Annotated in this window: 14 protein-coding genes; 6 read left to right on the top strand and 8 right to left on the bottom strand. The window is 69.4% G+C overall.

Annotation, left to right across the window (positions count from 1 at the left end; genetic code table 11):
- Nucleotides 1-248 precede the first annotated feature (248 nt).
- The gene (prmC, locus tag ATCM_RS13015; RefSeq protein ID WP_243694018.1) at nt 249-1,091 is read left to right on the top strand and encodes a peptide chain release factor N(5)-glutamine methyltransferase; all 843 of its coding nucleotides are present in this window, start codon (nt 249-251) and stop codon (nt 1,089-1,091) included.
- A 147-nt stretch (nt 1,092-1,238) separates the two neighbouring features.
- Entirely contained in the window at nt 1,239-2,183 is a 945-nt protein-coding gene (pip, locus tag ATCM_RS13010) for a prolyl aminopeptidase (RefSeq protein ID WP_132864920.1), read from the top strand.
- A 63-nt stretch (nt 2,184-2,246) separates the two neighbouring features.
- On the opposite strand, the gene ATCM_RS13005 is transcribed toward pip, so the two are convergent.
- Nucleotides 2,247-3,161 (bottom strand): LysR family transcriptional regulator, encoded by a 915-nt coding sequence (locus tag ATCM_RS13005; protein WP_132866172.1) that lies wholly within the window; start codon nt 3,159-3,161, stop codon nt 2,247-2,249.
- Between the two features lie 77 nt (nt 3,162-3,238).
- Here ATCM_RS13005 and ATCM_RS13000 point away from each other — a divergent pair, with 77 nt between their 5' ends.
- Together ATCM_RS13000 and ATCM_RS19135 are read left to right on the top strand one after the other, a co-directional pair.
- Nucleotides 3,239-4,642: an MFS transporter gene (locus ATCM_RS13000; RefSeq protein ID WP_132864919.1), complete on the top strand. Its 1,404-nt coding sequence runs from the start codon at nt 3,239-3,241 to the stop codon at nt 4,640-4,642.
- Between the two features lie 100 nt (nt 4,643-4,742).
- On the top strand, nt 4,743-5,447 hold the full coding sequence (locus ATCM_RS19135) for a hypothetical protein (protein ID WP_165931081.1): 705 nt from the start codon (nt 4,743-4,745) through the stop codon (nt 5,445-5,447).
- Nucleotides 5,448-5,548: 101 nt separating this feature from the next.
- On the opposite strand, the gene ATCM_RS12985 is transcribed toward ATCM_RS19135, so the two are convergent.
- Genes ATCM_RS12985 through ATCM_RS12970 form a run of 4 tightly spaced genes read right to left on the bottom strand, consistent with a single transcriptional unit; the run spans nt 5,549 to nt 8,391 of the window.
- A complete protein-coding gene (locus ATCM_RS12985; protein WP_132864917.1) occupies nt 5,549-6,340 on the bottom strand; it encodes an N-formylglutamate amidohydrolase in 792 nt (263 codons plus the stop codon).
- Entirely contained in the window at nt 6,333-6,884 is a 552-nt protein-coding gene (locus tag ATCM_RS12980) for an NUDIX hydrolase (protein WP_132864916.1), read from the bottom strand. Before ATCM_RS12980 ends, ATCM_RS12985 begins: the two co-directional genes overlap by 8 nt.
- Complete coding sequence (locus ATCM_RS12975) at nt 6,881-7,819, bottom strand: 5'-3' exonuclease H3TH domain-containing protein (RefSeq protein WP_243694017.1); 939 nt, start codon at nt 7,817-7,819, stop codon at nt 6,881-6,883. The genes ATCM_RS12980 and ATCM_RS12975 overlap by 4 nt, the downstream gene beginning before the upstream one ends.
- The gene (locus ATCM_RS12970) at nt 7,816-8,391 is read right to left on the bottom strand and encodes a nitroreductase (RefSeq protein ID WP_132864915.1); all 576 of its coding nucleotides are present in this window, start codon (nt 8,389-8,391) and stop codon (nt 7,816-7,818) included. The genes ATCM_RS12975 and ATCM_RS12970 overlap by 4 nt, the downstream gene beginning before the upstream one ends.
- Nucleotides 8,392-8,695: 304 nt before the next feature.
- Here ATCM_RS12970 and ATCM_RS12965 point away from each other — a divergent pair, with 304 nt between their 5' ends.
- Nucleotides 8,696-11,026 (top strand): DUF1631 domain-containing protein, encoded by a 2,331-nt coding sequence (locus tag ATCM_RS12965; protein ID WP_132864914.1) that lies wholly within the window; start codon nt 8,696-8,698, stop codon nt 11,024-11,026.
- A 66-nt stretch (nt 11,027-11,092) separates the two neighbouring features.
- Entirely contained in the window at nt 11,093-12,196 is a 1,104-nt protein-coding gene (locus ATCM_RS12960) for an NAD(P) transhydrogenase subunit alpha (RefSeq protein WP_132864913.1), read from the top strand.
- Nucleotides 12,197-12,400: 204 nt separating this feature from the next.
- On the opposite strand, the gene ATCM_RS12955 is transcribed toward ATCM_RS12960, so the two are convergent.
- From ATCM_RS12955 to ATCM_RS12945, 3 genes are read right to left on the bottom strand one after another with little or no spacing between them, the layout of a single operon-like run.
- Nucleotides 12,401-12,832, bottom strand: coding sequence for a DUF3106 domain-containing protein (locus tag ATCM_RS12955; protein WP_132864912.1), 432 nt, complete (start codon nt 12,830-12,832; stop codon nt 12,401-12,403).
- The gene (locus tag ATCM_RS12950) at nt 12,829-13,191 is read right to left on the bottom strand and encodes a hypothetical protein (protein WP_132864911.1); all 363 of its coding nucleotides are present in this window, start codon (nt 13,189-13,191) and stop codon (nt 12,829-12,831) included. The genes ATCM_RS12955 and ATCM_RS12950 overlap by 4 nt, the downstream gene beginning before the upstream one ends.
- Entirely contained in the window at nt 13,188-13,787 is a 600-nt protein-coding gene (locus tag ATCM_RS12945; RefSeq protein WP_132864910.1) for an RNA polymerase sigma factor, read from the bottom strand. The genes ATCM_RS12950 and ATCM_RS12945 overlap by 4 nt, the downstream gene beginning before the upstream one ends.
- Between the last annotated feature and the right edge of the window lie 3 nt (nt 13,788-13,790).

Here is a 13,790-nt window from a genome sequence, read left to right as displayed (position 1 = left end):
AAGACTAATAGGCAAAAACTAATAAAACAAATGAATTGGATGCATCGCATCAATAGGTTTTGACTATCGTTCAACGGCGTGAAATGCCGATACTTCCGGATATCGGGGCTTTTGCCCGGTTCGCAAGCCGGGGCCGGACGAACATGAATCGGTTCACATAGGCAACGGTTATGCCGACCGAGGTAGGCAGGCCGGAGCGCGGTGACTATCCTCGCCGTCCTGAAAACATCCCGCGAAGAGGTAGTGAAGTGTCCACGGTGAACGTTGCCGAGCTGTTGCGGGAAGCTGCCGGGCGCCTGTCCGGTGCCGATGCCCGCCACGAGGCCGAGCAGTTGCTGCTGCACGTGCTGGGCGTGGAACGTGCCTGGCTGTTCGCCCATGCCACCGACGCGGTGGACCAGGACGCGCGGCAGCGCTTCGAGCTGCTGGTCACACGCCGGGCCGAAGGCCACCCGCTGGCCTACCTGGTCGGCCGGCGCGGGTTCTGGACGCTGGACCTGCAGGTCAACACCGCCACCCTGATCCCGCGCCCGGAAACCGAGCTGCTGGTCGAGCAGGCGCTGGCCCGGTTGCCCGACGACGACATGGTGCGGGTGGCCGACATGGGCACCGGCAGCGGTGCGGTGGCTCTGTCCATCGCCAGCGAGCGGCCGTTGGCCACGGTGATGGCCACCGACGTGCTTGGCCCGGCTTTGGCGGTGGCAGTGAAGAACGCGCAGGCACATGGCCTGGAGAACGTCTGGTTCCGTCGTGGGCATTGGTTCGTGGCGCTGGGGGCGGACCGTTTCGACATGATCGTCAGCAACCCGCCGTACATCGCCGCCGGTGACCCGCACCTGGCGCAGGGCGACCTGCGCTTCGAGCCGCCACCGGCCCTGGCATCCGGTGCCGACGGGCTGGACGCGATCCGCGAGATCGTGGCCGGCGCGCCCGAGCACCTGGTGCCCGGAGGCTGGTTGCTGCTGGAACACGGTTGGGACCAGGGCGAAGCGATCCGCGCACTGCTGGAGCAGGCCGGCTTCGTCGACGCGCAGACCGTGCAGGACCTGGAACAGCGCGACCGGGTAACGCTGGGCCGCCTGCCCGCATAGGCCCCCGCAGCGGCAGTGCCGAGCCACGCTCGGCAAGCGACTTTCCCGGTAACGCCCCGCGCGGCAGGGCTGCGCTCCACCGGCGTGCGCCGACAAGAACAAAACAGCGCTGCGCTAAACTGCCGCTTCTGTTCCCGTGAGGTCGCCATGCGCACGCTTTACCCCGCCATCGAGCCGTACGAAACCGGCACGCTCAAGGTCGATGACCGCCACACCCTGTACTTCGAACAATGCGGCAACCCGGACGGCAAGCCGGTGGTGATGCTGCACGGTGGCCCCGGCGGCGGCTGCACGCCGAAGATGCGCCAGTTCCACGACCCGTCCAAGTACCGGATCATCCTGTTCGACCAGCGCGGTTCGGGCCGCTCCACGCCGCATGCCGACCTGGTGGACAACACCACCTGGGACCTGGTGGCCGACATCGAGAAGCTGCGCGCGCAGCTGGGCATCGACCGCTGGCAGGTGTTCGGAGGCAGCTGGGGCTCGACGCTGGCGCTGGCCTATGCGCAAACCCATCCGCAGCGCGTGACCGAGCTGGTGCTGCGCGGCATCTTCATGCTGCGCCGCTGGGAACTGGAATGGTTCTACCAGGAAGGCGCCAACCGCCTGTTCCCGGACGCCTGGGAGCACTACCTCAAGCCGATCCCGGAAGTGGAACGCGCCGACCTGATCTCGGCCTTCCATCGCCGCCTGACCAGCGATGACGAGGCCACCCGTCTGGGCGCGGCCAGGGCGTGGAGCGTGTGGGAAGGCGCCACCAGCTTCCTGCATGTGGATGACGACTTCATCAACAGCCACGAGGACCCGCAGTTCGCGCTGGCGTTCGCGCGCATCGAGAACCACTACTTCGTCAACGGCGGCTTCTTCGAGGTGGAAGACCAGCTGCTGCGCGACGCGCACAAGATGGCCCATATCCCGGGCGTGATCGTGCACGGCCGCTACGACGTGGTGTGCCCGCTGGCCAATGCCTGGGACCTGCACAAGGTGTGGCCGAAGGCGCAGTTGCAGATCACACCGGCCTCGGGCCACTCGGCGTTCGAGGCCGAGAACGTGGATGCGCTGGTGCGTGCCACCGACGCCTTCGCCGGCTGATTCCCGCAATCAGGTTGCAGGGACGGGCGGCGCAGGCCGCCCGTTCTGTTTCCGTCGCCGGCCTCACCATTCCCCGGCCAGCAGTGCATCGGCCAACACCTGCAGCTTGGGCGAGCATTGCCGCGAGGGCGGGTAGATCAACGACAGCTCGCGGCTGCGCCCTTCGGCGGCCTGCAACACGCGCTGCAGGCGACCATCGGCGAGTGCGTCGGCCACCGCGAAGTCCATCACCTGCACGATGCCGATGCCGGCCAGCGCGGCTTCCACCAGCGGGTCGCCGCTGTCGAACACCATCCGCGCCGGCGGCGTGAACTCGCGCAGCTGGCCGTCCGCATCACGGAACTGCCAGTCCACCAGCCGCCCGCTGCGCAGGTTGCGCACCGCCAGGCAGCGGTGTTCGCGCAACGCCTGCACGCTGTCCGGCGCACCGTGCTGGGCCAGGTAGGCCGGGCTGGCCACCGTCACCCAGCGCAGCGGCCGCAGCCGTCGCGCGATCATGCGCTGGTCGGCGACCGGGCCGGTGCGCAGGGCCGCGTCGAAACCTTCCTCGAACAGGTCGACCAGGCGGTCACTCAGCACCGCTTCGATCTGCAGCTGCGGGTACCTGGCCATCAGCTGCCCGGCCAGGGGCACCAGTACCTTGCGCCCGAACATCGACGGGGCGGTGATCTTGAGCGTGCCCGAGGGCGTGCATGGGCGGTCGCCGAGCTGGCGGCGCGCATCCTCCAGCCCGCACAGCAGTGGCGTGACCTGGTCGATGAACTGGCGGCCGTCCGGGGTCAGGCCGACGTTGCGGGTGTTCCGCTGCAGCAGCTTGACCCCCAGCCCGGCCTCCAGGCGGCTGATCGCCCGTGACAGCCCGGACTGGCTCAGCCCCAGTTGCCCGGCGGCCACGGTGAAGCTGCGGGCCTCGGCCACCTGCACCAGCATCCGCACCGCGTTGAGATCGAAGGGAATGTCATTCATGCGGAAAATCATCGCAGAAATCGACATGAGGTGGTTTATGCATTCATGCGCATCAATGACACTGCCAGCCCCTTTTGAGCGAGGCCGTCATGCCCCCTCTTCGATACCCGAGGCTGGCGCTGAGCCTGCTGGCGATGGCCCAGCTGATCATCGCGCTGGACGCCACCATCATTTTCGTCGCCCTGCACGACATGGGCCGGGCGTTGCAGGTCAACGCCCAACAACTGCAATGGATCGTCAGCGGCTACACCGTGGCCTTTGGCGGCTGCCTGCTGCTGGGTGGGCGCGCGGCCGACCTGCTGGGGCGGCGCCGCATCTACCGGCTGGGCATGATCGTGTTCGCGCTGGCCTCGCTGTTGGGCGGGTTCGCCGGCAGCGTCGGTGGGCTGGTCGCCGCGCGGGCGGCGCAGGGCGTGGGCGCGGCATTGCTGTTCCCGGCCACGCTGGCATTGATCAACACGCTGTATGCCGAAGGCCCGGTGCGCAACCGCGCGCTGGCGATCTGGAGCATGGCCAGCGCGCTCGGGCTGGCGCTGGGCACCCTGCTGGGCGGCGTGCTGACCCAGGTGTTCGGCTGGTCCTCGGTGCTGTGGGTGATCGTGCCGTTCGCCACGGCTTGCGCGGTGCTGGGCGGGGCCTGGCTGCCACGTGACGGCGAAGTGCCGCGCGGGCGTTCGTTCGACCTGGCCGGCTGCCTGACCGTCACCGTCGGCGGCAGCCTGTTGGTGGCCACCCTGGTGCAGGGGCCGGAATGGGGCTGGCTGGCATCGCGCACCGTGCTTTGCCTGGCATTGGCGGCCGTGTTGCTGGCGGCCTTCGTGTGGATCGAGCGGCGCAGCCGTGACCCGCTGATGCAGTTCAGCCTGTTGCGCCTGCCCGGCCTGCGTCTGGCGATGGGGCTGACCTTCCTGTTCATGAGCAGCTACGGCGTGCAGTACTACTTCCTGGCGCTGTACTTCCAGGATGGCTACGGCTGGAGCCCGTTGCAGGCCGGCTTGGCATTCCTGCCGGCCACCGCGGTGTGCACCTTCGGCATCCGGATCGCCGAGCGCGCGCTGCAGCGGTTGCGGGTGGAGCAGGTGTTGGTATGGGGGTTGGGACTGGGCGCGGCAGGTATCGCGCTGGTTGCGGCATTGCTGCCGCAGGGAGCGGGTTTCGGGCCGCTGCTGCCGGGCGTGGTGCTGCTGAGCATCGGCCAGGGCATGACCTGGACGGCGATGTGGATCGTGGCCGGGCAGGGCGTGCCGGCGGCACAGCAGGGCGTGGCCTCGGGCATGGCCGCCACCGCCCAGCAGATTGGTGGTGCGCTGGGTCTGGCGGTGCTGGTGATGCTGGCCAACGCCGCGGGCGGCGAGCCGGGGACGGCACCGGCCCTGGCCGGCCTGGTGCGCGCCGAGTTCGGCGCAGCGGCATTCGCGCTGCTCGGCGTGGTGCTGGTGATGCTGGCGCGGCGCCCCCAACCGGCCTGCGACGGGACACCATCGGCCGGCTGAACGGTGCAGCGGTCGCTGGCGTGATGTGTCGGCGTTGACACATCACGCCGCCGGTCGCCGTGCAGCATGGTCGCCGGTGTTCCCGGACAGGATCTGCATCGTGGTGTTGCATGCAAAGGGTGGATGGGTGCTTGCCTGCGTGCTGGTGATCGCACCGGCGGCAGCGCAGCAGGTGGCCGGTGATCCGCCGGTGGAATGGAAGGCCGATGCCTCGGGCAACCGCCAGGCACAGAAGGCGGCGGAAAAGGCCGCCGGGCAGGCTTCGCCGCCGCGCGGCGCGGATCGTCCAACCGGTACAGGTGATGCGGGGCCGGATGCGGAAGCGGGTCCGCGTGGTCCTGGCGGCCGCGGGGGTGGAGGTCCACCCGGTGGCATGGGCGGTGGCCCCGATGGCGGCGGGATGGGCGGTGGCCGTGGTGGTCGAGGCGGCCATGGCCCGGCCGGTGCGGGCCATGCGACGCCGGCATCGATGTTGCGCCCGGAGATGGAATTCGCCGCGCCGCTGGAAGACACGCTGGTGCTGTACCGCAGCCGTGAATCGGTGCTGTTCGGGCGCAAGGACACCGCCGACGTGGTGATGCTGCCCTTGTCGGGTGCGGCGGTGAGCATTGCCCCGGGCGTGGAAGCCCGCCTGCATGATGTGCCGGATGGGCTGCGCGTGGAGGTCACCACCTCCAACGGCATCCGCGTCAACTATCGCTACCGCGATGAGGCTGCTGGCGTGTTGCGCGTGGACATACTGGCCGAAGGCCCGGTGCCGCGTCCGGGCGCGCGTTTCGAGGTCACCCGCCGCTACACGCGTTGAACGCACCCGTAGCAGCGGCCTCGGCCGCGAAGCCGGCAGGTCATCCGGTCGCGGTCAGCCCCACATCTGACGACGCACCTGCTTCGCCCTTGAACGCGCTCCTACCTGGTCAGGCTGGGCTGCAACGTGCGGAAGATGCGTTCCAGCCGTTCGGCCCAGGCCTGTTGGCCGGCGGCATCGGCGATCAGGTCCTGGCGGATCTCCAGCTCCACGTGCACCAGTCCGCGGCCTTCGCCATGCACCGGCACGGCGTAGTCGCTGTTGCGGTTGACCGAATACGGCTCGTTGTCGCCAACCACCAGGTCGCCCTCGGCGCGCAGCGCCTGCAGCAGTGCATGTGCGAAGCGGGTGTCCTGGTGGTAAAGCACACCCGCGTGCCACGGGCGCTGGAAACCGTTCATCGCCGGGGTGAAGCTGTGCATCATCACCAGCACGGTGGGGATGCCGGCCTCACGGCGACGGTCCAGCTCGGCGCTGATGCGCGCGTGGTAGGGCGCATGGATGGCGTCGATGCGTTGCTGGCGCTGCGCGGCGCTCAGGCCGGCGTTGCCGGGAATCAGCGTGCCGTCGCTGACCTCGGGGATCAGCGTCGGCGAGGCGAGCGGGCGGTTGCAGTCGATCAGCAGGCGCGAATAGGTCTGTTCGATCGCCCAGGCATCCAGCCGCTTGGCCAGTGCGCGGGTGGTGCCGGCGATGCCGATGTCCCAGCCGATATGCCGGTCCAGCTCCGCCTGCGGCAGGCCGAGGTCGTGCAAGGCTGCGGGCACCTGCTGGCCGGCATGATCGGCCATCCGCACGAACGGCGAGCGCCCGTGCGGATGGTGCACGGTGAAGATCGCCGGGTCGCCGGCATCAAGCAGCGGCGGCAATGCCTGCTCTCCGGAATCAGCCACGTGGCCTCCCGTCGAGGTGGTGCTCGATCATCCACAGGCCGGCCCAGAGCTTGGCGTCCAGCTCGTAGCCTTCGCCCATCTTCTCGACCAGCCATGCCGCGGCACGCGCACGCGGGATGCTGTGCACGGTGATGTCCTCGCTGTCGTCGCCACCGCCGTTGCCAACTTTGCGCAGGCCGATGGCGCGCACGAAGGCGATCTTCTCGCTGCTGGCGCCGGATGACGTCGGGCCGATCATCAGCACTTCGGCATGGTCGGCAGTCCAGCCGGTTTCCTCTTCCAGTTCGCGCACCGCCGACTCCTCGATGGACTCGCCGGCGGTGATGTCGCCGACCAGGCCCGCCGGCATCTCGATGGTGCGTGCCTGCAGCGGCACGCGGAACTGTTCGACGAACAGCACCTCGTCCTGCGGGGTGACTGCGATGATGATCGCGGCCAAGCCACCGGCGTGGGTGCGCTCGCTGTACTCCCAGGTGCCGCGCACGACCATGCGCTGGTACTTGCCTTCGTAGACGACGCGGGGGGCTGCGGTGTTCTGGCTCATGCGAACTCGTTGGCGGAAGGAGAGGACGTTTCGATGCCCGCGGCCGACAGCAACCGGCGCCGGGTCATCGGGCCGAAGCGCAATGCATCGCACAGCCCGCCCAGCATGTCCGCGTCGGCGTTGCCGCGGGTGAAGCCGGGGCGCGCGGTGGCCAGCGGTGCGTCCACCGCGATGGTGGTCAGCTGGCGGAACAGCAGGGCCAGTTCGCGCTGCTCGCGCAGGCGCGCGGCCATGGTCGCCGCACCGCGCAGGCGCAGGAACGGTACTTCGTCGATGCGTTCGAGCAGGGCGTCGAGGCTGCCGAAGTGCGACAACAGCACCGCCGCCGACTTGGTGCCGATGCCGGACACGCCGGGGATGTTGTCCACCGCATCGCCGCACAGCGCCAGGTAGTCGGCGATCTGGTGCGCGTGCACGCCGTGGCGCGCCTTCACCCCGGCCGCGCCCCAGCGCTGGTTGCGCGCGTAGTCCCATTGCTCGTCGTGTTCGAGCAGCAACTGCGAGAGATCCTTGTCGGCCGAGACGATCACCCCGCGCAGGCCATGCCCGCGGCCGGCGTGCAGCGCGGTGCCGATCAGGTCGTCGGCCTCGTACTCGCGGTCGGCCAGCACGTCCAGCCCCAGCGCCGCGCACAACGCCTTGCAGTGCGCGAACTGGCGGCGCAGTTCATCCGGGGCGGGGTCGCGGTTGGCCTTGTAGGCCGGGTAGATGCGGTGGCGGAAGCAGCTGTCCAGGGCCTCGTCGAAGGCCACGGCGATATGCCGCGGGCGTTCGCGTTCGAGCAGGTCCAGCAGGAAGCGGGCAAAGCCGTGCACGGCATTGACCGGCCAGCCCTGGCTGTCCTGGAACTCGTCCGGCATCGAATGCCAGGCGCGGAACACGTACAGGCTGGCGTCGACCAGGTACAGCGGCGCGCTGGCCGGGGCGGTGCTCACGGCCGGTAGTCCTGCAGCAACGCGGCCGGGTCCGGGCGGTCACGGTCGGGCACCTGCAGCTTCGGCGTGCCGACATGGATGAAGCCGACGATGTGCTCGTCCTGGCCCAGGCCAAGGTGGTCGGCGACTGCGGCGTCATAGGCCATCCAGGCGGTCAGCCACTGCGCGCCGAAGCCGAACCCCTGCGCGGCCTGCAGCAGCGCGAAGCAGACGCAACCGGCGGTCAGCAGTTGTTCCTGCACCGGCACCTTGTGGTCGGGTTGCAGGCGGGCGATGACGGTCACGATCAGCGGCGCATGCGAGAAGCGAAGGCGGTCCTTCTCGATCACCGCTTCGGCGGCGTGCGGGTCGCGCTCACGGCTGCGCCGGGCGAGGAACGCGCCCAAAGCGTGACGGGCATCGCCGCGGATCTGCAGGAATCTGAACGGGACCAGCTTGCCGTGGTCGGGTACGCGCACGGCGGCTTCAAGCATGCGCAGCAGGGTGGCCGGGTCCGGGGCGGGTTCGCCCAGTTGCTTGGACGGAACCGAAACGCGCTGGTTCAAGGCGTGCAGGAAACAGTTGTCGGACATGACTCACCGGGGGCAAAACACGGTCGGGGATTATAGACGGCGGGACGATGACACCTTGGGTAGCGCAAACTGTGATTGCCATCATCGCCCTGGAAGGGCGGTGAAATTCGCCAATATTCCGCGGCCCGCTTAGCATAGACGGCCGTACCGGGATGCCGGTCATGAGGTTTGAAGTGCTTACTGCATCACTGACCCTGTTCAGCTACTCGCCCTACCATCCACGGGCGGAAACAGGGGCCGCGTCCGCTTGTCCTAACCCGTCTATCAAAAGTCCAGCGCCTTCACGGGCGTGGAGCCTTTGCGCATGATGTCCAACCCGCAAGTCCCGGGCCAGCCCGGTCGTAACCAGAACCTTCTGGCCGTGGCGCGTGAAGCGGCATTGCCGGCGCTGTCCAAGCTGTTCGACAAGGTCCTGGCCGGGTTCGACGATGCGTTGTTCGATCGGGCCGGAAGTGCCGGCGCCTCGCAGATGGCCTTCCTCGACGGCATGCGCGAGCTGCGCCGCCGCCGCGACGAGGTTTCCCGTCTTTTCTCCAGCCACCTGCAGCAGGCCTGGGCCGCGCTGGAATCGGGTGCGCCGCAGTCGGCGGAAAGCGTCATGGCCGGTGCCGGCGAGGGTGGGCTGGCGCTGGTGCCCGAACACGTCCTGGAGTCGCGGCTGGCGGTGCGCAACCTGGCCACCGTGCTGCTGCGCGAGTACAAGCAGGTGCTGGCGCGGCTGGACCATCGCCTGGGCTGGGTTGCCGGCGGTCAGGAACTCAACGCCGACACCAATCCGATCAGTCCCGAACATATCGGCGTCGCCCTGCACGAGGCCTTCGCCCCGTGTGACCTGACCCCGGAAGTGCGCCTGGTGCTGTTCAAGCTGTGCGAACGGGAATTGGCCGGCAGTATCGGCAAGTTGTACGAGGCACTGGACGAACGCCTGGCCCAGGCCGGCGCAGCCCCTGAACTGGGTGCGCCGCGCCGCCAGCCGCCGCGTCGGCCGGCGGCGGTACCGGACGCTGATGCCCCGGACGAGGATGGCTTCGACCCGCAGGGCGGGGCGCCGGGCTGGGCACGACGCTTCTCCGAACGCTTCGCGCAGCAGCGCGCCAACCTCGGCCGCATGGGCGAAGCCCAGGGCGAGGGATACGGGCAGGGCGGTGGCGGATTCGAAGTCGATGGCGCCACCCAGCAGGGCATGGTGCTCGAGGCGTTGCATGAGCTGCTGGTGCAGTCGCGGCAGGCGCGCGGCGCAGCCGCCAGTGGCATCGGCGGCGCTGCCGCCGGCCACGGCGGTGAGCCAGGCCTGCAGCGCGCCTTGAACCAGCGCGAGATGATGTCGGTGCTGTCGCTGCTGCAGGCCACGCCCAGTGCCACCCTGCGCGCGGCCGTCGGCGAAGACGGCGAATCGCTGGCGCAGCGGCTCAAGAGTGAAGTGCTGGCCGGCGCGACCCGGCTGGGCGTGGACCCGGCGCAGGCGCACCTGGATCCGCAGGACGAGGATGCCATCGACCTGGTTGGCATGCTGTTCGACGTGATGCTCGACGAACGTGACCTGGAAGGCCGTTCGCGCGAGCTGATCGGCCGGTTGGTGGTGCCGTTCGTCAAGGTCGCCATGCTCGACCGCCGCATGTTCGTGCAGAAGACCCACCCGGCGCGGCGTCTGCTCAACTCGCTGGCCGAGGCCTGCGAGGGCAACGCGGGCGAGAGCCAGTCCGAGCGCGCGCTGATGGGCAAGGTCGAGGAAATCATCGAGAGGCTGACGGCCGAGTTCAACGAGAACCTGGCCATCTTCCTGACGCTGGAGGAGGAATTCCGCGAATTCCTGGCCCAGCACCGCCGCCGCATCGAGATCGCCGAGCGCCGCGCCGCCGAAACGCAGCGTGGCCAGGAGAAACTGGAGGTCGCGCGCAGCCGCGCCGCCCTCGAGCTGGAACGTCGGGTCGCCGACCAGGGCCTGCCCAAGGCCATCGACGATTTCCTGCGCCAGCCATGGAACCACCACCTGACCCTGACCCTGCTGCGCGAAGGTGAAGAGGGCGAGGGCGTCACCGAGGCGCTGAAGCTGGCCGACGAGGTGCTGGAGGAAGTGGCCGAGGCGCGCCGCCATATCGTCGGCAAGCCGTGGCTGCAGTCCTGCCAGCCGGGGCTGCGCAAGGTGTTCGCCAGCGTCGGTGTCCATGGCGATGCGGGGACGGCGGCCATCGATGCCCTGCACGACACCCTGCAATCGATCGCCGAAGTGCGGCCGGAGCTGGAGCGTGCGCTGCCCGAACTGCCGCAGGTGGCGCTGCCGACCCCGCCGGCGCAGGAAGCCCCGGCCATCGACTTCGGCAGCACGGCCAAGGCCGAGGACTTCGACGACAGTGATGCCGAGCGCTTCCGTCGGATGGAGATCGGCACCTGGCTGGACTTCATCGACAAGGACGGCAAGCTGCAGGCCGGCAAGTTGTCCTGGGTGAGCCCGATTTCCTCGCGCCTGCTGTTCGTCAACCGTCGCGGCATCCGCTTCTGCGTGGCCTCGCCGGAAGAACTGGCGGTGATGGTGCGGCTGGGCCGCCTGCGTCCGCACGTGGACGATGGCGCCTTCGACAGCGCCATGCAGGGCGTGATCGACCGCCTGGAGCCGCAGCCGGCCGCGGTCGGCTGATCGCCGCGCACGTTCGGGGCTTTGCTACGATCCGGGCAGTTGATCCACTGCGCATCGGGGACTGGAATGGCCGTTGATGTACGTGTTCTGAAGGAAACCGCCCAGGGCGAGCGGCGTGTCGCCGCCACGCCGGAGACGGTCAGGAAGCTGCTGGCCACCGGCGCCAGCGTGCGGGTGCAGCCCGGTGCCGGCGTGGCCGCCGGCTTCACCGACCAGGCCTACCTGGAAGCGGGGGCGACACTGGACGAAGCCGTGGAGACCGCCGACCTGGTGCTGTGCGTGCAGCCACCGCCGGTGGCGATGATCGAGCGTTTCAAGGCCGGCGTGGTGCTGGTCGGCATGCTGCATCCACAGGCCGAGCCGGCACGCACGGCGGCGTTGCAGGCCCGGCAGGTACAGTGCTTCCCGCTGGAGCGCCTGCCGCGCACCACCCGCGCGCAGGCCATGGACGTGCTCAGCTCGCAGGCCGGCATGGCCGGCTACAAGGCCACGCTGATCGCCGCGCAGCTGACCCCGCGCTTCTTCCCGATGCTGACCACCGCCGCCGGCACGATCCGCCCGTCCAAGGTGCTGGTGGTCGGTGCCGGCGTGGCCGGCCTGCAGGCGGTGGCCACCGCCAAGCGGCTGGGCGCGGCGGTGGAGGGCTTCGACGTGCGTCCGGAAACCCGCGAGCAGATCGAATCGCTGGGCGGCAAGTTCCTGGACCTGGGTGTCAGTGCGGCGGGCGAGGGCGGTTATGCGCGCCAGCTGACCGAGGACGAACGCGCCGAGCAGCAGCGGCGGCTGGCCGAGCACCTGAAGGGTGTGGATGTGGTGATCTGTACCGCCGCGGTACCCGGGCGCCCGGCGCCGAAGATCATCACCGCGGCGATGGTGTCCGGCATGCGGCCGGGCAGCGTGATCGTCGATCTTGCCGCCGAGACCGGTGGCAACTGCGAGGCCACCCGTCCGGGTGAGACCGTCGAGGTGGGGGGCGTCACCGTGGCCGGTCCGCTGGACCTGGCCAGCACGGGGGCCATCCATGCCAGCGAGATGTATGCGCGCAACGTCTACAACTTCGTGTCGCTGTTCCTGAAGGAGGGCGCGCTGCGCCTGGACTGGAGCGACGAACTGCTGATCAGGACGGTGTGGCCGCAGCGTCCGGCGGGCGGCGAGATCCCGCCGGTGTGAGGTGGGTTTCGCGGGGAGTGGAGGCGGAAATCCAAAGCCCCCTCATCCGCCCCTGCGGGGCACCTTCTCCCGCAAGCGGGAGAAGGGCGTGTCATGCGGACTTCCGGTTCACGGGCGGGCTCAGGTTGCGGCGAACCCCTCCCTTCTCCCGTGGGCGGGAGAAGGTGCCCCGCAGGGGCGGATGAGGGCGGGCCTTTGACGCTTCTACCGCTGCGTACGCGCTGGTGGCGGATTGGCTTCCACCCATTGCCGGCGTTGCTCGGGCGTCATCTTCACCCACTGGTCGTGCAGCTGCTGGCGCTGGGTCCTGTCCAGGCCGCGCATCCTGGCGAACAGCGCCTGTGCCTCGCGGCGCTGCTGCGGTGACATGTGTTCGAAGCGGTGCATGCCACGGCGCGCCTGCTCACGCTGTTCCGGGGTCATCTGCTGCCAGCTGCGGGCATGGTCATAGATGCGCTGGCGGCGGTCCGGCGAGGCGTTCCAGCGGTCACGCATCGGCGTGATCAGGGTTTCGCGCTGGGCCGGCGTCAGCTGGTCCCATTCGGGCAATGGCGGGGATTGCTGGGCCAGCGCCGGGAACGCGGCCAGGAGCAGCAGGGGCAACACGCGGGGGATCAGGGCGTTCATCAGGGTCATTCCATCGCCAGGTTGTCCGAGCCCAGCCACAGGTACAGCTCGGGGCTCTCATCGAACGGCAGGGGCGCATCGATCGCATCGTCGCTGTCGACCGTGGCCGCTGCCGTGGCTGTGGCCGGTGCGGCCACCGGTGCATCGGTGCCGTTGAAGCGTAGCGCGAAGGTCACGGCCAGCACCGCCGAACAGGCGGTGGCCAGCCACAGGCCACGGCGACGCCAGGGCGCGCTGGCCGTCCCGGCCTGCTGCCGTGCCTGGCGCAGCCGGGCGAGCGTGGCGGGCGACAGCGCGCCCTCGGCCTGCTGCTGCAGTTGCCGCAGGGAGCGGTCGAAATCATCCGGCGATGTGGGCAGGCGGCTCACCGCGAGGCCTCCAGTTGTTTCTGCAATGCGTCGCGCGCGCGCGACAGGTGGGTTTTTACCGAGCCTTCCGAACAGCCCATCGCCCTGGCGGTGGTGGCGCCGTCCAGTTCCTGCAGGACCCGCAGGCTGAAGGCCTCGCGTTGCCGCGCCGGCAGTTGCCGCAGGGCCCGCACCAGCCACGCATAGTCCTGCTGCTGCTCATGCTGCCGGGCCGGGCCGGCGGCTTCGTCGGCCCAGTCGATCGCGCTGTCCTGGTCCTGGTCGTCCTGCGGGGCCCAGAACTTCAGGCGGAAGCTGCGGCGCCGCTGCAGGTCGATGATGCGCCGGCGCAGGATGCTCCAGAACAGCGGCGTCCATTCTTCCGGCGGTTGGTCGGCGTAGCCGAGCATGCGCTCCATCGCGTCCTGTACCGCGTCCAGCGCATCTTCGCGCTGGCGCAGCCCGGCCTCGGCGAAGCGGAAGGCGCGCGGCCCCACGCCGGCGAGGAAGGCTTCCAGCGAGGCAGGCGTGGCAGTGGACGTCAGGGGCGGGCTGGTCACCAGCACAGGGTAGCGTTCCGGCGGGGGTCTGATGCTGTAAACGCACGGGCCGGGCATTGG

Source organism: Stenotrophomonas sp. ATCM1_4, assembly GCF_004348115.1.
In the GTDB taxonomy this organism is placed as follows: Bacteria; Pseudomonadota; Gammaproteobacteria; order Xanthomonadales; family Xanthomonadaceae; genus Stenotrophomonas; species Stenotrophomonas capsici.
The sequence above is the reverse complement of the archived record's forward strand: the minus strand, read 5'-3'. Positions and strand labels throughout refer to the sequence as shown.